Origin of the sequence: Amaricoccus macauensis (assembly GCF_014201905.1) — a bacterium.
In the GTDB taxonomy this organism is placed as follows: Bacteria; Pseudomonadota; Alphaproteobacteria; order Rhodobacterales; family Rhodobacteraceae; genus Amaricoccus; species Amaricoccus macauensis.
Genome location: NZ_JACHFM010000002.1, coordinates 95,390 through 113,897 on the forward strand (window position 1 = coordinate 95,390; position 18,508 = coordinate 113,897).

Genomic DNA, 18,508 nt, shown 5'->3' on the forward strand with positions numbered 1-18,508 from the left:
TGAAGAACGGCGGGGGTCAGCCGCCGAGGTACAGCGCCCGCACGTGGGCATTGTCGAGAAGCTCGGCCGAGGCGCCTTCGAGGCCGATGCGGCCGGTTTCAAGCACATAGCCGTACTGGCTGATCCTGAGCGCCATCCGCGAGTTCTGCTCGACGAGGATCACGCTCACGCCCTCTTCCCGGTTGATCTCGAGGATCAGCCTCGCGATGTCGCGCACCACGAGCGGGGCGAGGCCGAGCGAGGGCTCGTCGAGCAGCAGGAGCTTCGGCCGGGTCATCAGGGCGCGGCCGATGACGAGCATCTCCTGCTCGCCGCCCGAGAGCGTGCCGGCGTTCTGCCGGAGCCGCTCGCGCAGGCGCGGGAAGCGGTTGAGGATGCGCTCGAGGTCCGAGGCGATGGCCGCCTTGTCCTTGCGGGTGTGGGCGCCCATGAGCAGGTTGTCCCGCACGCTCATGTGCGGAAAGACCCGGCGTCCCTCTGGCACCATGGCGATGCCGCGGCTCACCAGCTTTTCGGGCGGTACCTGGTCGATGCGCTCGCCCTCGAACCAGATCTCACCTTTGGAGGCCCGCTTCAGGCCGGTGATGGCGCGCAGCGTCGTCGACTTGCCGGCGCCGTTCGCGCCGATGAGCGAGACGATCTGACCCTGATTGAAGCCGATCGAGACACCGTGGAGTGCTGCAACCTTGTCGTAGGAGACCGAGAGGTCGCGGGCTTCGAAGTAACGCATGTTCAATGCCCCAACTCCAGATCGTCCTCGCCGAGGTAGGCGGCGATGACCGCTTCGTCGGCGCGGATCGCCTCGGGCTTCCCTTCCGCGATCTTCGAGCCGAAGGAGATGACGACGATCCAGTCGGAGATGTTCATCACCGCGCGCATGTCGTGCTCCACGAGGAGCACGGTGATGCCGCGCCGGCGGATGCCCTGCACCATCTCCATTGCCCGGTTGGTCTCGTCGGGGTTCATGCCGGCGAAGGGCTCGTCGAGCAGCAGGAGCCGCGGTTTCGCCGCCATGGCGATCGCGATCCCGAGGGCGCGGAGATAGCCGTGAGGCAGGTTGACCGCCCGCTCGTCCTTGACGTGGCCGAGGCCGAGATAGTCGAGGATCTCCGAGGAGCTGTCCCGGATCGCGGCGTTCTCGTCCCGCGCGAGACGCGAACCGAGGAAGACGCCGAGGGTGCGCGACTGCAATCCGAGCTGATGCGCCACGATGACGTTCTCGAGCGCAGTCATCTCCTTGAAGACGGTGGTCTCCTGAAAGGTCCGCACGACCCCCATCCGCGCCGCGACGTGCGGCTTGAGGCCGCTGACCTGCGCGCCGTCGAAGCGGACCTGTCCCGAGGTGGGGACGAGGAAGGACGAGATGAGCTTGAAGAGCGTCGACTTTCCCGCGCCGTTCGGGCCGATGACCGAGCAGATCTGCCCTTCCTCGACCGAGAAGCTCACGTTGTTGACCGCGGTCAGGCCGCCGAACTGCTTGGTGACGCCGTCGACTTGCAGGAGGGTCATTTGCGGCCTCCCGACAGGCGTTTCAGCGCCGGGAAGAAGCTCAGGAGCCCGTTCGGCAGGAAGAGCATCACCACGATCATCAGGATGCCGTAGAGCAGGGCCTGATATTCCTGGATCGCGCGGAGCAGCTCGAACGAAACGACGAGAGCGAAAGTGCCGACGATCGGGCCGAGCACGAACTCGAGGCCGCCGAGGAAGCAGTAGAGCATGAAGTTGATCGAGTCCGCGACGGTGTAGCTCTGCGGGTAGACGTTCTGCTGGAGCGCCGCGAAGATCCCGCCGGCGATGCCGCCCATGAAGCAGCAGATGGTGAAGGCGAACACCCGGTAGCGTGCCACGTCGATGCCGATCGATGCCGCGAGCTCCTCGTTCTGCCGCATGGAGCGGAAGACGCCGCCGGTCCGGCTCGATTGCAGCCGCCAGATGCCCGCGTAGCCGAGGATGAGCAGCGCGGCGGCGAAGAGGTAGAACGCCATGGGCGAGGTAATGCCCGGCGGACTCGGGATGCTGGTGATGCTGGTCACACCGACCATCGTGCCGAAGTAGAGAAACGCGAGCCGGACGGCCTCGGTCAGGCTGAGCGTCACCATGGCGAAGTAGATGCCCCGGAGCCGGAGCAGCGGGTAGCCGATGATGTACCCGACGAGCGCGGCGGCCGCTCCGCCGAACGGCAGCGCCAGCCAGAAGGAGAGCCCGCCGAAGGTGGTGAGCCCGCCGACGGTGTAGCCGCCGATCAGGCAGAATGCGCCCTGGGCGATGTTCACCCGGCCGATCGAGAACGTGAGCCAGACGCCGAGGCTCGCGAAGGAGAGCAGGCAGGCGTTGGTGACGACGTTCAGCCAGTACGGCATGTCTGCGAGTACGAACGGGATCGCGACGAAGAGGACGGCCGCGAGCGGTGCGAAGATGAGAAGGAAGGGTCCGAGGACCCGCTTCTCGCCCCGTGTCGGGGCGGGATCTGTGGCTGTGGCCATATTGGGGTTCTCCGTGGTCATCGCGGGGTCAGCCCCAGGGCTTGCCCATGATCCCCTGCGGACGGATGAGCAGGAAGATGATGAGCGCGACGAAGATCATGAGATAGGTGAGCGAGCCGGGCAGGTAGGCGTAGCCGAATGCCTCGATGAACCCGAGGGCGACGGCGCCGAGGAGCGCGCCCGAGACGACGCCGGCGCCGCCGATCATGATCATGATGAAGGCCTTGGTGGAGATCGCCGTGCCGACGCCCGCGTTTACCCCCGAGACGGTGATGAGGAGCCCGCCGGCCACCGCCGCGAGTGCTGCGCCGAGGCCGAAGCCGAGCGTCGAGACCCGGGCGGTGTTCACGCCCATCAGCAGTGTCGCGGTGCGATCCTGCGCGAGCGCGCGCATCGCGCGGCCGGTCCGGGAGTAGTTGACGAAGAGCAGCACCGCCACGATGAGCACGACCGAGACGCCGAAGACGAAGGCGCGGTTCGCCGGCAGGAAGGCGTCGCCGAGCTTGTAGACACCCGAGACGATCGGCGGGACGCCGCGCTGCTTCTCGCCGAAGAGCGAGAGCGCCGCGTTCTCGAGCAGGAGCGCGGTTCCGACGGCGAGGAGCATGGTGTTCTCCTCACGGGTGGAGTTGCGCATGACCTGTCGGAAGAAGAAGACCTCGAAGGCCATCCCGATCACCCCGACGATGATCGTCGCGCCAATGAGTGCGGCGGCGTAGGGCAGGCCGATCTGCACCACGAGCCAGTAGACGAGAAGACCGCCCAGCATGAACATTTGCCCGTGGGCAAAGTTCAGGACGTTCATGATGCTGAAGATCAGTGTAATGCCGAGCGCAATCAGCGCGTAGTTCGCGGCAAGGATAGCGCCGTTTACCAGAATCTGTTCCATGAGGTCCTCTTGGGCAGGAGCGGACGGGCGTCAGTCGCCCGTCCGTGGCAGAGGTCAGGACTCGACCTTGCCGATCGCGAGGGTGGTGAACTCGCCGCCCTTGGTCTCGGTGATGACCATCGGTACGCCGATCTGCCGCTTCTGCCCGAAGTCGGCCATGCCGACGTAGGTGAGTGCGGCCTCTTCCTTGAGGAAGGGGTTCTTCATGGAGAAGTCCGGGATGGCCTTCTTGAAGATCTCGATGTCGCTGATGCCGGCTGCGCCGGTCTTCTGCAGCGTTCCGAGCAGCATCTCGAGCGCATAGGCCTTGGTGCCCGCCTCGTCGTTCCACTCGCCGGCGACGGCGTTGTACTTCTCGATGAAGTCTTCCATGTAGGCCGAGCGGATCTCGGGCGTCGAGGCGCCGCCGATCGAGACGAGGCCGTCGCCGTATTCGCCGGCAACTTCCTTGATGATCTTGATATCCTGAGCGGATTCCGCTGCAAAGAGGCCGGTGTAGCCCATTTCGCGCGCCGCGCGCATGAGCTGCGGGCAATGCGCCGGCGCCACCGACGACATGATGATGAGATCGGGGCTAGCCGAGACCGCGTTGGCGACGACGGGGAAGAAGTCGGTGATCGACGGCTCGTAGGTGTCGCTGGAAATGATCTCGAGCCCGAGGTTCTTCGCGACCTTCGACGCCTCGTCGCGCTGGAGCAGGCCGTCGGAGTCGTTGCGGGCGAGGAAGGCGACCTTGCCGACGCCGCGCTCCTCCTTGAGGATCTTGTACATGACGGGAGCCACCTGGTAGCTCGCGATCATGCCGAGGATCGCGTTCTCGGCCGGCGGTGTGTAGACCGTGCGGGCGAACGCGTAGGGGATGTAGATCGCCTTGTTCTTCTCTGCGATCGGACGGACGGACGTGGCCGTCGTGTCCATGTTCGGGCCGACGAAGTAGTGGATGCCCTCCTCGCCGGTCAGGCGCTCGGCGCCCGAGACCGTGAGCTTCGGGTCGTTGCGGTCATCGACCGAGACGATTTCCACCCGGTAGAGCTCGCCGTCGATCTCGACGCCGCCCTTTGCGTTCCACATTTCCGCGGTGGCGAGGCAGGAGAACTTGTTGACCAGCCCCCACGAGGCTTCCGGTCCGCTCATGACGCCGAGCTGGCCGATCTTGAGGACCTTGCCCTCGGCGCGGACCCGGGCCGGAGCTCCGATCGCCCCGGCGAGGGCGAGCGCCCCGGCCCCCTTCAGCAATGTACGGCGGCTTGCGATCACCATGTTGCTTCTCTCCCCTGATGTGCGGGCCATCGTTCGGTCCCGCATCAATTGTTCCGCATACGAAACGCTATGCTCGATGGGGAACGATGCTATGGAAAGGCCAGGCAACATGTCAATCGCCACGCGCAGGGCATACGGTAAAGAATTGCTCAATTGTTCGGGTGGCGGGCGCACGCGCGCAATCCGCGTCCGGCCGCCGGCCGTAAAACGTCAGCTCAGAGCGGGGATGTGGCGGGAAGTGCGGGAAAATCCGGCGGGGCGTGGGCGAGAACGGCGGTGTTGATCGCCGCGGCCGCTCGCATGATCTCGCGCGAGAGAACCTCCTCACGCGGCAGCATGTTGGCGAGGAGACCGGAGCACGTGAACACGTAGATCACCTCGCCGCTCCGGTCGAAGATCGGCATTCCAAGCGCCATCAGGCCCTCGGTGAACTCGCCGGCGCTGCGGGCGTAGCCGCGCCGCCTCGTCGCAGCGATCTCGCGGCGCACCTCCGCCCCTGTCAAAAGGGTGGCGGGCGTATAGCGCACCGGGCGCCACTTCTCCATCCAGGCGTCGATCTTCTCCTTCGACTGCCAGGCGATGTAAGCCCTTGATGTAGCGGTGGAGTCCCGGGGGTAATGGTGCCCGATCGGGAGGGACACCTCCATGGCGGAGGCCAGGTTGAACTTGTCCACCACGATGAAGCTCTCATCGAGCTGCGGCTGCACCAGCACCGCCGGAATCCCGATTCGCAGCACCAGCTGCGTCAGTTCGGCCCGGATCCGCTCCAGAACCGGCGCCGCGTGCAGCGACGAGGCGACCGCGAGGATTCCGGAGGCGAGCTCATAGGTCTTGAGCCGCTGGTCGAACTTGAGCCAGCCGAAGTGGGAAAGCGTCTTCAGGATGTTGTGGCAGTGGCTCTTGGAGATCCCGAGCGCCGCGCCGATCTCGGCGAGCGATGCGACGTGCGGTGGCGTGCGGTTGATGTAGTCGAGGATCGCGATGGCGTTCTCGAGAGCGGGGACGATACCGGGTGATTCGGTGCGTGGCAGGTGATGGTCATGCGCGATGAGTTGCCAGCGGTCGCCGTCCCGAGACAGGTGGGAGCGATAGTCCCCGGGGATGCCCAAGTTCGTTCGCTCGTCTTCTTCCATGCTCGATCCCCCGTCCGACAGCCAATGCTGTCCGCGACGTTCTTGTCAATCCGGCGCATTTCGCGCCCGGTCAGAACAACCCTCTTGACCGATCTCGATCCGTCGATCAATCCTTCAGTAGAACGATGGACTGTATATAGTACGAAAAGCTGGCGGCTGCCGAATGCCGGTCACGGGACACGTGACGCGTGCGCCGGAGGCGTCCGCCGCTTCTCCGACAATCAAGAGAGGGAGGGGCTCATGGACCTCGTCGTCCGGAATGGCACAGTGGTGACGGCAAGCGGGATTTCGCAGACTGACGTCGGCATTGCCGGCGGGGTGGTCGTGCAGATCGGCGGCAGCATGCCCGAGGATGCACCGACGCTCGACGCCACCGGCTGCTACGTGATGCCGGGCGGTGTCGATGTTCACACCCATCTCGATTCGAACGACTTCAGCACGCGCTCGGCGGACGATTTCGGAACGGGGACGATCGCGGCGGCCTGCGGCGGCACCACGACGGTCGTCGACTTCTGTGCGCAGGGCAGGGGTGAGAGCCTCGCCGACGCCATCGCGCACTGGGACTCCAAGGCCGAGGGCAAGGTCGCGATCGACTACGGCTACCACATGATCATCGTCGACATGAACGACGCGGTCTTCGAGGAGCTCGGCACCCTGCCGGATCGGGGCATCACCTCGTTCAAGATCTTCATGGCCTATCGCGGCATGAGCATGGTCGACGACGTGACGCTGCTGAAGTCGCTCGATCAGGCCAAGCGGCATGGCGCGCTCGTCATGGTCCATGCCGAGAACGGCGACGCGGCCGACTATCTGCGGGACAAGTTCGTGGCCGAGGGCAACACCTCTCCCTACTACCACGCGCTGAGCCGGCCGCCGCGGATCGAGGCCGAGGCGACTGCCCGGGCCATCGCGCTGGCGGAAATCGTGGGAACCTCGATCTACATCGTGCACCTGACCTGCGGCGAGGCGCTCGACGAGCTGATGCGGGCCAAGCGGCGCGGCGTCGATGCGCTGGCCGAGACCTGCACGCAGTACCTCTACCTGACCAAGGATGACCTTGACCGCCCGAACTTCGAAGGGGCGAAGTACGTCTTCACCCCGCCGGCGCGCACGAAGGAGGATCAGGAACTGCTCTGGGACGGGCTCGCCAACCGGGTGTTCGAGACGGTGTCGTCGGACCATTGCTCGTGGCTCTTCAAGGGCCACAAGGACAAGGGCAAGGACGACTTCCGCAAGATCCCGAACGGCGCGCCCGGTGTCGAGGAGCGGCTGATGATGGTGTGGCAGGGGGTGAACGCAGGCCGGCTGACGCCGACGGAGTTCGTCGATCTGGTGGCGACGCGGCCGGCGAAGGTCTTCGGCATGTTCCCGAAGAAGGGGACGATCGCCGTCGGATCCGACGCGGACATCGTGATCTGGGATCCGGAGGCGGAGTTCACCATCACCCAGTCCGAGATGCACAACGCGATGGACTATTCCTCCTACGAGGGGCGCGAGGTTCGTGGCATCCCGCGTCACGTGCTGCTGCGGGGCAAGCAGATCGTGCGTGATCGCGAGTATGTGGGCACGCCGGGCGAGGGGCAATTCCTCCGCCGCGACCGCTACGTCTCCCGCGCCTGAGGGACTGAGCTTGTCTGACATCATCGTCATCGGCGCCGGCGCGGTCGGGGTCTCGATCGCGCTGCATCTCAGGATGCGCGGGCACGAGGTGCTGCTGGTCGACCGTGGCCAGCCCGGCCACGGCACGTCATTCGGGAACGCGGGCATCATCCAGCGCGAGGCGGTGCAGCCGTATGCGTTCCCGCGTGAGCCGGGGAAGCTTCTCGCGGCGTTCCTCCGGCGCGGTGCCGATATCAGCTATCATGTTGGCGCCTTGCCGCAGACGGCCGGGGCGCTGGCGCGCTACTGGTGGAACTCGTCGCCGCCGCGCCATCGCCGGATCACCCGGGCCTATGCGTCGCTGATCGCACACAGTCTCGAGGAGCACGGCCGACTGGTCGCGATGGCGGGGGCGGACGATCTCATCCGCCGCGACGGCTGGCTCGACGCTTACCGCGACCCGCGCACTCTCGCGGCGGGGGTTGCGCGCGCGGAGGCGAACGCCCGGGACTATGGGGTCGAGAGCCGGATTCTCGACGGTGGGGATCTGGCGCGGATCGAGCCGCACCTGACCGAGCGCATGGCCGGTGCGATCCACTGGAACGACACCTGGACCGTTCGCGATCCGGCGGCGCTTGTCGTTGCCTACGCGGAGGCCTTCGCCGCCGCGGGCGGGACGGTGGAGCGGGGCGAGGTCGGGAAGATGACGCGCAAGGGGCCGGGCTGGCAGGTCGCGGTTTCCGGTGCGACCCGGAGCACGGAGCAGGTGGTGATTGCCGCCGGGCCGTGGTCGGCGGCAATCACCCGCCGGCTCGGCTATCGCCTGCCGCTGTTCGTGAAGCGCGGCTATCACATGCACTATGCGATGGATGCGAAACGGCCGCTCAACAACTGGGTTGCCGATCTTGAAACCGGCTATCTCATCGCGCCGATGCGGGCAGGGATCCGGCTCACCACCGGTGCGGAGCTTGCGCTTCAGGAGGCGCCGGCGACCCCGGTGCAGCTGGCGCGGGCCGAGGCGGTGGCGCGGCGGCTCTTTCCGCTCGGCGAGCGGCTCGACGCCGCGCCGTGGCTCGGCAGCCGTCCCTGCACCGCGGACATGCTGCCGGTGATCGGACCGGCGGCAAATCACCCGGGCCTCTGGTTCGCGTTCGGCCATGGCCACCAGGGGCTGACGCTCGGGCCGGCGACCGGGCGGCTCGTCGCCGAGCTCGTCTCGGGCGAGACGCCTTACGTCGATCCGCGCCCGTTCGCGGCCAACCGGTTCTGAAGCGGGGCGGATCTTCCGCCGATGTCTGAAGGCGCATCGGGGGCGGCCGGGAAACGGTTGCCCCCGATGCTTGTCCGCCCTATGCCTTGAGCGCGGTGACCTGGATCTCGACCTTGAGCTTCGGGTCGGCGAGCCTTGCCTCGACACAGGCGCGCACGGGGGCGCCGCCGGCCGGAAGCCACGCATCCCAGACCGCGTTCATCGCCGCGAAGTCGCCGATGTCGGGCAGCCAGATGTAGGCGCTCAGGAGCGCGGTCTTGTCGGTCCCGGCCTCGGCGAGAAGCGCGTCGATCTTGGCGAGCACGTCCTTCGTCTGCGCCGTGATGTCGCCGGACGTGTCGTTGGCGACTTCGCCCGCGGTCATGACGAGGGTGCCGGAGAGCGGGAAGGTCACGGCGTGGGAGAGCCGGGTGCCGGGCTGAATACGTGTGATCATCGGTGTTTTCCTTTCTGGTCAGATCATTGGCGACGGTTCTGCCGCGCGCGAGGCAGAACCGTCGCGGGGGTCAGTACGCCAGTGCGTGCAGGCCGGCGGCGAGGACGCGAATGCCCTCGACGATGTCCTCCATCGACGAGAACTCTTCCGGCGTGTGGCTGCGCCCGTCCTTGGAGCGGATGAAGATCATGCAGACCCTGGCGATCGCCGCCATCTGCTGGCTGTCGTGGCCGGCGCCGCTCGGCATGGTCATGAAGGGGACGCCCTGTTCCCGCGCCGCCTGCTGGAATGTCTTCACGAGGCCCGGATCGGAGAGGCAGGGTTCGTGCTCGACGTGGTGCTCCCAGCTCACGCCAAGTCCGCGGCGCGCCGCGACCTCGCGCATCAGCCCTTCGTGGGCGGCGTAGAGTTCCCGGCGCTTCTCCGGGTTCGGGTGGCGCGCGTCGATGGTGAAGCGCACCTCCCGCGGGATGACGGCGGGGAGGTTCGGCCACGGCACGATGCGGCCAACGGTGGTGACAGCCGGCCGGCCCATGCGGTGGGCGGTGTTGATGACGCCCGAGGCGATCTCGGCGAAACCCGCGGCCGGGTCGTTGCGCAGGTCCATCGGGAAGCCGCCCGCGTGGTTCTGCACGCCGGTCAGCAGCACGTCGTAGTGGCGGATGCCGGTGATCGCATCGACGATGGCGACCGGGAGGTCAGCCTGCTCGAGGATCGGTCCCTGCTCGATGTGAAGCTCGATGAAGGCGTCGATGTCGTCGCGCTTCGCCTCGGGGATGCGGGCGGGGTCGAGGCCGATCGCGAGCATCGCGTCGGCCATGGTCTCGTCATCGTAGCCTTTCAACGCCTCGGCGTCGCCGGGCGCGATGCGGCCGGTGATGCCGCGCGAGCCCCAGAAGTTGGTGCCGGGAAAGCGGCTGCCTTCCTCCTCGCAGAGCGAGAGAGCTTCGAGCGTGCGCTTCGGCTGGCCGAACTGTTCCTTCAGCGCCTTGATGGCAATGAGACCGGCCAGCGCGCCGAGCGTGCCGTCATAGCGGCCGCCGGGGCGCTGGGTGTCGATGTGGGAGCCCGAGACGATCGACTTGCCGCCCTCGCTGCCTTCAAGGCGGCCCCAGACATTGCCGACCGCGTCGCGGGTGACGGCAAGGCCCGCCTCCTCGCACCACTTCGCATAGAGGTCGGTCGCGCCGACCCACTCGGGGGAATAGACGGTGCGCCAGACACCGGTCTCGCCGTAGGCGCCGAAGGCCGCCGTTTCCATGATCAGGCGCTCGACATAGGCGGGATCGATGGCGATGCGCGAGGAGGTCAGTACGTTCATGTCGAGTCCAGTCTGCTTGGGGAAAGGGGGCGGATCGGGGGCGCACTACGTCGCGGCGGCGCAGCGGCCGGTCCGCACCCGAACGGGCGGCGCGGCCGCTGCCGCAGGGTTGCCCGGTCCGTCCCGAGGGGGACGGCACCGAGAGAGCGGTGCCTTGGAGAATGCGCGCATTGCGTCCTTCGTACTGTATCGAGTATATGCATACTGCATGGAGTATGATAGATGCCAAGTGGAAATGTGAGTGGGTCGTCCCGATTCTCCCGCGCCGGCAGTTGCCGGTTGGTCGGAACGTCCGCGGGTTGAAAAGCCGTAGCCGCCGCCGGTAAGGTGCCTCGCCGATCCGGCGGGCGATTTTTTCGTCGGTACGAGTGTCATGTGGGAGAATTCATAGAGTGGCGTCAACTGACCGAAAGCCGAGCCTCATCGAGCATATCCGCGAGAACGAGCGTACCAACGCCATGCGCGAGATCATGTTGCGGGCGCCCGCCGGAAAGTCCCGCGCTGATCTCCTGACCGCCGATCCCGCGCCGGCATCGGCGGGCAAGCGCGAGTTTCCCCAAGGGGTCGTGCCGGCGCTGGCGAACTCGCTTCTGGTCGTGTCGTTTCTCAACAGTCGCGCTCCCGAAGCCCAGACGCTTGCCGACATTTCCCGCGCACTTGGCATCACCAAGAGCCATTGTCACTCGATCCTGCGGACGCTGGTCTACTTCGACTGGGTGAGCTTCGACGATCGCCGGAAGATCTACGCCCTGCAACCGAGCGCGCTGTCGGACCTTTCCTCACTGCTGAGTTCGCCGGCGCTGGAGACCATCCGGGGCGTGCTCACTGCGCTCGTGGACGAGCTCGGCGTGCCCTGCGTGCTGGCCCAGCCGCTCGCCGATCGCTCGTTCGTCGTCATCGACACGTTCCGCAGCCGGAGCTTCCTGCAGGTCTACTACCGGGCCGGCCACCGCTTCCCGAGCGATGCGGTGGCGCACCAGCGGGTCATGCTGGCGTGGGGCGATGCGGCGGAGTCGGAGGCCTATCTGGCGAGCTGGCGGCCGCACCTCTACACGAGCCGGACCATGGTCGATCTCGCGGAAATCCGCGCCGAGGTCGAGCGGACTCGGCAGCGCGGCTACGCGGTCAGCCATGGCGAGTTCACTGACGGAATGACCGCGATCGCCGCGCCGATCTTCGATCGCAACGGCAAGATTTCCTACGTGGCGAGCTTCTCGTTCCTCTCGACCGACAAGGGCTTCGACGAGGAGCGCATTGCCGAGAGCCTGCGCGACGCGCTCACCCGGATCCACACCGCGACGCTCGCGGCGCCGTTGTCCTGAGACCGATGTCCTGAGGCCGTCGCGCCGGGGGCGTGCTACCCGGCGAGGGCTTCGGCAAGCGGCGGAGGCAGATCGAACTCGGCGAGGGCGCGGGAGCGCGCCTCCGGCGACATCTTTCGCGCGGTCTTCGCCACGATGCGGACGATCTCGTCCTCCGGGTGCTTCGCGGCGAAGTCGGCGAAGTACCAGCGCAGGAAGACGAAGCAGATGACGTCCTCCAGCGTCTGCATTTCCGGGTTGCGCTTGATGCCTTCCTTGCGCAGCAGCGCCGCCACCCGGGCGCGGTCGGCTTCCGGGTAGCCGGCGTCGGCCATGAGGCCATCGACCCGCGCGGCATGGCGGCGGGCCTGTTCGGTGCGCCAGGCGAGATAGCCCGCGCGCCCCTCGGGATAGGCGTCCCGCGCCAGCTTCCAGCGCTCGACGTGCTGGCCGCGCGCGGCGATCTGCAGATCTTCCGAGGCGTCGGGCGCGAGGCGTGCGAGCTCCGTCGACATGCGCTCGCCGTAGACGAGTTCCACGGCGCGCCCGTCAGGCTCCTTGTGCGGATCGGCGGCATTCGCCGCGTCGATCGCGGCAAGGACGGTGGCGAGGCGCGGGTTCGGCGTGGTGTCTGGCATGGTGGCTCCGGTCAGCGGCTGCGAACCCGCGACGGCAGCGGCGCGCCGTCGAAGTGCGCCATGAGGTTGTCGACGGCGAGCATCCCCATCGCGGTGCGGGTTTCGAGGGTCGCGGAGCCGATGTGCGGCAGCAGCGTGACGTTCGGGAGCGCCAGCAGCGCGTCCGGCACGCTCGGTTCCTTCGCGAAGACGTCGAGGCCGGCGCCGGCGAGGCGGCCTGACGCGAGGGCTTCGGCGAGGGCCGTCTCGTCCACCACGTCACCGCGCGCGGTGTTCACCAGATAGGCGCCGGGCTTCATGCGCGCGATCCGCTCGGCGGTCAGGGGCTGCGGGCCGCCGCCGGGGACGTGGAGCGAGACCACGTCGGAGACCGCCAGCAGCGCCTCGATGCTGTCGCAGGCCTCAGCGGGGAAGTCGAACGGCCCGACGGGAGAGCGGTTGAAGTAGGCGATGCGCATCCCGAAGCCGAGTGCTGCGCGCCGGGCAGTCGCCTGGCCGATCCGGCCCATGCCAAGAATGCCGAGGGTCTTGCCCTGCAGCCCCATCCCGAGCCAGCCCGTGGGGCTGAAGCCGTGCCAGTCGCCGCGCCGCAGGATCGCCTCGGTCTCGGACATCCGGCGGGTGGCGGCGAGGACGAGCGCCATGGCCAGATCGGCGGTGGCGTCGGTCAGCACGTCGGGCGTGTTGGTGACGATGACGCCCGCCGCTTCGGCGGCGGCCACGTCGATGTTGTTCACGCCGACGCCGAAGTTCGCGACGATCTGCACCCGGCGACCGGGCAGCGCGAGAAGGCTCGCGTCGATCGCATCGGTGACGCAGGGCAGCAGGCCGTCGGCCTCGCACATCGCGGCTTCGAGCCCGGCGCGGGTGTGCGCGGTCTCGTCGCCGGGCTCGTTGATCTCGAAGCGCTCCGCAAGGCGGGCCTCGACCGCCTCGGGCAGTTGGCGGGTGACGTGGATGCGGGGACGGGACATTGCGGGGGGTCTCCTGCCGGGTTGCCGAACGCTATCGACGGCGGGGGGCAGGGGCAAGCCGGCGGCGGAACTTCAGCGGCGGCCGAGCAGAATTGTCGCGGCGAAGGCGAGAAAGACGCTCGCGAGCATCCAGTCGATGGCGCGCGCGATCGAGGGCCTCGCCCGGAGGGTCGCGGCGAAGCGGTCGGCGGCCAGCACCATCGGAACGGTGACGAAGCTCGCGATGAAGATGAAGAGGAGGCCGAGGGTCAGGAGGCTGCGCGCCGGGTGCGGGTCAGTGGGGCTGACGAACTGCGGCAGGAAGGTCAGGAAGAAGAGCACGATCTTCGGATTGAGCAGGTTGATCGCGACGCCGGAGGCCCAGGTCGCGGCGAGAGACGCCTCGCTCGAGCGCTCGACGGCGAGGGTGGAGCCCTGACGGAGGGTCTGGATCGCGAGCCATGCCAGATAGAGCGCGCCGGCGATCTTCACCACCAGATAGGCGGTCGGGGCGGCGGCGATGAGCGCCGAGAGGCCGAGCGCCACGAGGGTGGTGTGCACGAGGATGCCGGTCGTAGCGCCTGCGACGGCGGCGAGCCCGGCGGCGCGGCCCTGCGAGACGGCGCGGCCGACGAAGAAGGCCATGTCGGGGCCGGGCGTGATGGCGATGACCAGCACGGCGGCGGTGAAGGCTGCGAGGGTGGGCAGGTCGAGAAACATGGCTGGGCGCATTGATGCATCCGCGCGCGAGAACTCGTCAAGCGACGCGGATGACCTGCTGTGCGCCGCGGCCGACGGCGCCGCTTCCGCGGCGCCGTCCCGATCCTCATTCGCGGCGCCGCTTCCGCGGCGCCGTTCGGATCCTCATTCGCGGGCGCCGCTCACCACCACAACCGCGTTCTCCGGGGATGCGGGGATCCAGATCGCCCCCGTGGAATCGACGCCGAAGTCGGCCGGCCCGGTGATCGCCACGCCGGGATCGAACGCCTCGCCGGGACCGGACCCGTCGGGGGCGAGGCGCAGGAAGCGGCCGGGGGATGGCGGGTCGATCGCGACCCAGTCGGAGACGAGGACGCTGCCATCTGGCAGGCGGGCGATGCCGTCGAAGATGCCGTGCGGGCTCGTGGTCACCCGCTCGGTGCTGCCGTCGAGGCCGACGTGGAAGATGTCGCCGCCCTCGAAGTGCGCGCCGAGGCCGACGACGAGCGCGCTGCGGCTGGAAGGGTCGTAGAGGATGCCGTTCGCGCCCGGCACCGCTCCGGTCAGCTGCGTGAAGGCGCCGGTGGCGAGGTCGAGTTCCCAGACGCCGCCGCCGATCGTCTCGCTGACGAGGAGGTGGCGCTCGTCGACTGGCGCGAGGTCGTTCGCGAGCGTCGGGCCAGTGGTGGGCAGGCGAGCTTCGAAGACCTGCGCGCGGGTCGCGAGGTCAAATCCCACCACCCGGTCGATGTCGGCGACGTAGAGCCGCCCGCCCGCCATCGCCATGCCCTTCGGCGCGTCGAGATGGCTGCCGGCGCCGGGGAAGGCCCGGGCGTCGAGCACGCGGCCGTTTGCGTCGAGCTCGCTGATGGTGCCGTCGCCGTCCTTGCCGGTCGGATCGAGGGTGGCGCCGATGTTCGAGACGAAGCGGTTGTTCCCGGCGACAAGGACGCTTTCGGGGTTGTCGAACCCGGTGACGGTCCGGGGCGCCGGAGGGGCCGCGGCCACGGCCACGCCCCCGGACACGGACACGGGCAGGGCGGCGAGGAAGGCGATCAGGGTCAGGGTCCGGTTCATGGAGAACTCCTTTGGGACGATGCTCTCGTCTTGCCCGATCGGAGCCGCCCGGCCGGTCCCGTGTCGCGCAAAGGTGAACCCGTTCCGGTCAGCCTGCGCTTCAGCGACGCGGGACGAGCGCGCTAGGGTGTGCGCCATGGCAGAGACCGCAGAATACATTTCCGACGCCGGGCATCCGTCCTTCCGCCTGCTGCGGGGGCTCGGCCGGTTTCGCGCCTCGACGGGGTCGGGGACCATCCCGCACGGCGAATCGATGTTCTCCTATTGCGCGCTCCGCCGGGAGCGGCTGCTGGCGATCGAGCTGGAGCATCCGATCCTCGGGATCGTGCTGTCGGGCCGGAAGGAGATCTGGCGCGGTCTGACCGTGGACGCGCTGTCGCCCGGGTCGGTGTTCGTGCTGCCGCGCGGCGTGATGCTCGACGTCCTGAACATCCCCGGCGAGCGCACCGGGAGTTACCAGTCGCTGGTGCTCGAGATCCGTGGCTCGGACCTGCCCGACCTCGCGCCGCCGCCGGGGCCGGTCGCGGGCGGGCTTTCCGTGCCGCTCGACGAGGATCTGGTCGATGCGGTGCTGCACGCGGCGGCGTCGATCGCCGACGGTCCGGCGCACGGCACGTTGCGCGCGTCGCGGCTGACCGAACTGCTGGCGTTGCTGCATGACGTGCCGGAGGCGCGCCCGCTCTACGAGCGCACCATGTCCGACCGTGTGGCGCGTCTGGTGCAGGGCGATCTCGGGCACGGCTGGACGGCGGCGGAGGTGGCAGTGCATCTCGCGGTTTCGGAGTCGACCCTGCGCCGGCGGCTGGCCGACGACGGCGTGTCGTTCTCCGCGTTGCTGCGGCGCGCGCGGATGGTTGCGGCACAGCGGCATATCGCCGCAGGTGCGAGCTCACAGGTGGCGGGGCTCGCGGTCGGCTATGCGTCCCGGGCGCATTTCGCCCGGGCGTATCGGTCGGTCTTCGGGGCGAATCCCAGCGAAACTGCCGACAGCGGCGCCGGGGCGCCGCTTGCCGCGGTCAGCGGGTCGTCTCGGTGAGGCGCTGGCGGACGTAGCTGTCGACCGTCCCGATCATCTCGTCCATGCCGGGGTCGAAGAAGTGCCCGGCGCCCTCCACCACCTTGTGGGTGATGGTGATGCCCTTCTGCTGCTTCAGCTTGTCGGTGAGGCCAACGACGTCCGCCGGCGGGACCACCCGGTCTGCCGAGCCATTGATGATGAGGCCGGACGACGGGCAGGGGGCGAGGAACGAAAAGTCGTACTGGTTCGCCGGCGGCGCGACCGAGACGAACCCCGAGATCTCCGGGCGGCGCATCAGGAGCTGCATGCCGATCCAGGCACCGAACGAGAAGCCCGCGACCCAGCAATTCTTGGCGTTGGCATTCAGTGACTGCAGATAGTCGAGCGCCGAGGCGGCGTCAGACAACTCGCCGATCCCCTGATCGTACTCACCCTGACTGCGGCCCACGCCACGGAAGTTGAAGCGCAGGCAGGTGAAGCCGATCTTGTGGAAGGCGTAGTGAAGATTATAGACGACCTTGTTGTTCATCGTGCCCCCATAGAGCGGGTGGGGGTGCAGGATGATTGCGATCGGAGCATCCCGGTTCTTCTGGGGATGATACCGGCCTTCCAGCCGCCCGTCGGGGCCGGGAAAAATCACCTCGGGCATGGGAAGGACCTCCTGACGTACAAGCCACGCGAACTTGACGGAATCACTTGGCCATTCTAGAAGGATTCTAACTTTCGAGTGGCGGCAATCCCGGAACGGTCCGCAGTTAAGGTCTTGCCGGCCTTGCGTCAACTGCGGGCGGCGGAGTTCGCGAGGGCATACGGATGAAACTGAGTACCAAGGGGCGCTACGCAATGATCGCGCTCACCGATCTCGCGAGCCAGGGTCCGGCGCGGCTGGTGTCGCTCTCGGAGATCGCCGAGCGGCAGGACATCAGCCTCGCCTATCTCGAACAGCTGTTCGTGAAGCTGCGCCGCGCCGAGATCGTTGAATCGGTGCGCGGGCCGGGCGGCGGCTATCGCCTCGCGCGGCCGGTGAACGAGATCCGGGTGTCGGAGATCCTCGCCGCCGTCGACGAGACCATGGATGCGCTTGCCCGTGGCGCCGGCGCCAGCGGCGCGACCGGGGGCACCAGGGAACAGCTTCTCGCCGACAAGCTCTGGGAACAGCTCTCGGCGAACGTCTACGTCATGCTGCACCAGACCCGGCTCGGCGATGTGGTGAAGAACCAGCTTGCCCCTTGTCCGGCGGTGCCGAGCTTCATCGACGTGGTGGATGACGGCGTCGTGGACGGTCCTCCTGTGCCTGAGGTGGTCGGCAGTGCGGTTCAGGGCGCTGCGGTGCAGGGCGGTGCGGCGACCGAGGTGCCGGCCTCGTGACCGATCGGCTCTATCTCGACTGGAACGCGACCGCTCCCCTCCGGGCGGAGGCCCGCGCCGCGATGATCGCGGCGATGGACGCGGTCGGCAATCCGTCGTCGGTCCATGCGGAGGGGCGCGCGGCGCGCGCGATCATCGAGACGGCGCGCGCGCAGGTCGCCGAGGCGACCGGCTGCCACGCGGGCGAGGTGGTCTTTACCTCCGGCGCGACCGAGGCGGCGGCGCTGGCCCTGGCCGGCCGGGGGCTGACGGGCGCGGCGGTGGAGCATCCTTGCGTCGCGGCGTGGATCGAGACGACCCTGCCGGTCGATCGCGAGGGACTCGTGACGCCGGACGATCCCGCGGGCTCGGTGCTGCAGGCGGCGAACGGCGAGACCGGCGTGGTGCAGGACCTGCCCCGGGGCCTCGCCTGTGTCGATGCGAGTCAGGCGGTGGGCAAGATCGCGTTCGGCTTCGACTGGAGCGGGGCGCAGGCCGCGCTCGTGACATCGGCGAAGTTCGGCGGGCCGAAGGGCACGGGCGCGCTTCTGCTGGCGCCGGGCGAGGATCCGGCCCCGCGGCTCAGGGGCGGCGGACAGGAACGGGGCCGGCGCGGCGGGACGGAGAACATTCTCGGCATCGCCGGGATGGGCGCCGCGGCGGAGGCGGCGGCGCGCGATCTTGCGTCTGGCCGCTATCAGGAGCTTGCGGAGCTGCGCGATTTGCTTGAGGAGGCACTGGCATCCGCGGCGCCGGAGCTTATCTTCTTCGGCAAGGGGGCGCTGCGGCTCGGCAACACCAGCGCCTTCGCGGTGCCCGGCTGGACTGGCGAGACGCAGGTCATGCAGATGGACCTGAGCGGATTTGCGGTCTCTGCCGGGTCTGCGTGCTCGAGCGGCAAGGTCCGTCCGAGCGGGCTGCTGACCGCAATGGGTTTTGGCCCCGAGGTGGCGACGAGCGCCATTCGGGTCTCGATCGGGCCGGGAACGACGCGGGAGGGACTCCTCGCGTTCGCGGCCGCCTGGGAACGTCACTATCGCCGCTTCCGCGCGCGCGCCGCCTGACGGCCGGCGGAAGTGAGAGA

General features: G+C 68.2%; 18 protein-coding genes and 1 pseudogene. 6 read left to right on the forward strand and 13 right to left on the reverse strand.

Features of this window, described 5'->3' with window-relative positions; translation table 11 throughout:
* Window positions 1–16: 16 nt before the first annotated feature.
* The 6 genes from HNP73_RS08020 to HNP73_RS08045 form a co-directional block, all read right to left on the reverse strand.
* Window positions 17–730: an ABC transporter ATP-binding protein gene (locus tag HNP73_RS08020; RefSeq protein ID WP_184148165.1), complete on the reverse strand. Its 714-nt coding sequence runs from the start codon at window positions 728–730 to the stop codon at window positions 17–19.
* Between the two features lie 2 nt (window positions 731–732).
* Window positions 733–1,509 (reverse strand): ABC transporter ATP-binding protein, encoded by a 777-nt coding sequence (locus HNP73_RS08025; protein WP_184148166.1) that lies wholly within the window; start codon window positions 1,507–1,509, stop codon window positions 733–735.
* A complete protein-coding gene (locus HNP73_RS08030; protein WP_184148167.1) occupies window positions 1,506–2,483 on the reverse strand; it encodes a branched-chain amino acid ABC transporter permease in 978 nt (325 codons plus the stop codon). The genes HNP73_RS08025 and HNP73_RS08030 overlap by 4 nt, the downstream gene beginning before the upstream one ends.
* A gap of 28 nt (window positions 2,484–2,511) precedes the next feature.
* Complete coding sequence (locus tag HNP73_RS08035; protein WP_184148168.1) at window positions 2,512–3,372, reverse strand: branched-chain amino acid ABC transporter permease; 861 nt, start codon at window positions 3,370–3,372, stop codon at window positions 2,512–2,514.
* A gap of 54 nt (window positions 3,373–3,426) precedes the next feature.
* Window positions 3,427–4,632 (reverse strand): ABC transporter substrate-binding protein, encoded by a 1,206-nt coding sequence (locus tag HNP73_RS08040; RefSeq protein ID WP_184148169.1) that lies wholly within the window; start codon window positions 4,630–4,632, stop codon window positions 3,427–3,429.
* A 215-nt stretch (window positions 4,633–4,847) separates the two neighbouring features.
* On the reverse strand, window positions 4,848–5,765 hold the full coding sequence (locus tag HNP73_RS08045; protein WP_184148170.1) for an IclR family transcriptional regulator: 918 nt from the start codon (window positions 5,763–5,765) through the stop codon (window positions 4,848–4,850).
* A gap of 240 nt (window positions 5,766–6,005) precedes the next feature.
* Here HNP73_RS08045 and hydA point away from each other — a divergent pair, with 240 nt between their 5' ends.
* Together hydA and HNP73_RS08055 are read left to right on the forward strand one after the other, a co-directional pair.
* Entirely contained in the window at window positions 6,006–7,385 is a 1,380-nt protein-coding gene (hydA, locus tag HNP73_RS08050; RefSeq protein WP_221288408.1) for a dihydropyrimidinase, read from the forward strand.
* Between the two features lie 10 nt (window positions 7,386–7,395).
* Window positions 7,396–8,634 (forward strand): NAD(P)/FAD-dependent oxidoreductase, encoded by a 1,239-nt coding sequence (locus HNP73_RS08055; RefSeq protein ID WP_221288410.1) that lies wholly within the window; start codon window positions 7,396–7,398, stop codon window positions 8,632–8,634.
* Between the two features lie 79 nt (window positions 8,635–8,713).
* On the opposite strand, the gene HNP73_RS08060 is transcribed toward HNP73_RS08055, so the two are convergent.
* Together HNP73_RS08060 and HNP73_RS08065 are read right to left on the reverse strand one after the other, a co-directional pair.
* Window positions 8,714–9,070 (reverse strand): RidA family protein, encoded by a 357-nt coding sequence (locus HNP73_RS08060; RefSeq protein ID WP_184148172.1) that lies wholly within the window; start codon window positions 9,068–9,070, stop codon window positions 8,714–8,716.
* Between the two features lie 70 nt (window positions 9,071–9,140).
* Complete coding sequence (locus HNP73_RS08065; protein WP_184148173.1) at window positions 9,141–10,391, reverse strand: Zn-dependent hydrolase; 1,251 nt, start codon at window positions 10,389–10,391, stop codon at window positions 9,141–9,143.
* Window positions 10,392–10,783: 392 nt separating this feature from the next.
* Here HNP73_RS08065 and HNP73_RS08070 point away from each other — a divergent pair, with 392 nt between their 5' ends.
* Window positions 10,784–11,713, forward strand: coding sequence for an IclR family transcriptional regulator domain-containing protein (locus HNP73_RS08070; protein WP_184148174.1), 930 nt, complete (start codon window positions 10,784–10,786; stop codon window positions 11,711–11,713).
* A 35-nt stretch (window positions 11,714–11,748) separates the two neighbouring features.
* On the opposite strand, the gene HNP73_RS08075 is transcribed toward HNP73_RS08070, so the two are convergent.
* From HNP73_RS08075 to HNP73_RS08090, 4 genes are all read right to left on the reverse strand, one after another.
* Window positions 11,749–12,330 (reverse strand): DUF4202 domain-containing protein, encoded by a 582-nt coding sequence (locus HNP73_RS08075; protein ID WP_184148175.1) that lies wholly within the window; start codon window positions 12,328–12,330, stop codon window positions 11,749–11,751.
* An 11-nt stretch (window positions 12,331–12,341) separates the two neighbouring features.
* The gene (locus HNP73_RS08080) at window positions 12,342–13,304 is read right to left on the reverse strand and encodes a 2-hydroxyacid dehydrogenase (RefSeq protein ID WP_184148176.1); all 963 of its coding nucleotides are present in this window, start codon (window positions 13,302–13,304) and stop codon (window positions 12,342–12,344) included.
* Window positions 13,305–13,376: 72 nt separating this feature from the next.
* Window positions 13,377–14,015, reverse strand: a complete 639-nt coding sequence (locus tag HNP73_RS08085) for a LysE family translocator (RefSeq protein WP_221288412.1) — start codon at window positions 14,013–14,015, stop codon at window positions 13,377–13,379.
* Window positions 14,016–14,147: 132 nt separating this feature from the next.
* Complete coding sequence (locus HNP73_RS08090) at window positions 14,148–15,059, reverse strand: SMP-30/gluconolactonase/LRE family protein (protein WP_184148177.1); 912 nt, start codon at window positions 15,057–15,059, stop codon at window positions 14,148–14,150.
* A gap of 136 nt (window positions 15,060–15,195) precedes the next feature.
* On the opposite strand from HNP73_RS08090, the gene HNP73_RS08095 reads away from it, so the two are divergent.
* Window positions 15,196–16,095 (forward strand): helix-turn-helix transcriptional regulator, encoded by a 900-nt coding sequence (locus HNP73_RS08095; protein WP_184148178.1) that lies wholly within the window; start codon window positions 15,196–15,198, stop codon window positions 16,093–16,095.
* Here the strand turns inward: HNP73_RS08095 and HNP73_RS08100 are convergent.
* Window positions 16,076–16,726 (reverse strand): alpha/beta hydrolase, encoded by a 651-nt coding sequence (locus HNP73_RS08100; protein ID WP_184148179.1) that lies wholly within the window; start codon window positions 16,724–16,726, stop codon window positions 16,076–16,078. The genes HNP73_RS08095 and HNP73_RS08100 overlap by 20 nt on opposite strands.
* Before the next feature lie 164 nt (window positions 16,727–16,890).
* Here HNP73_RS08100 and HNP73_RS08105 point away from each other — a divergent pair.
* Window positions 16,891–17,346, forward strand: a pseudogene (locus HNP73_RS08105) (Rrf2 family transcriptional regulator); the annotation flags it as partial.
* Between the two features lie 95 nt (window positions 17,347–17,441).
* Window positions 17,442–18,488, forward strand: a complete 1,047-nt coding sequence (locus tag HNP73_RS08110; RefSeq protein WP_184148181.1) for an aminotransferase class V-fold PLP-dependent enzyme — start codon at window positions 17,442–17,444, stop codon at window positions 18,486–18,488.
* The last annotated feature ends 20 nt before the right edge of the window (window positions 18,489–18,508 follow it).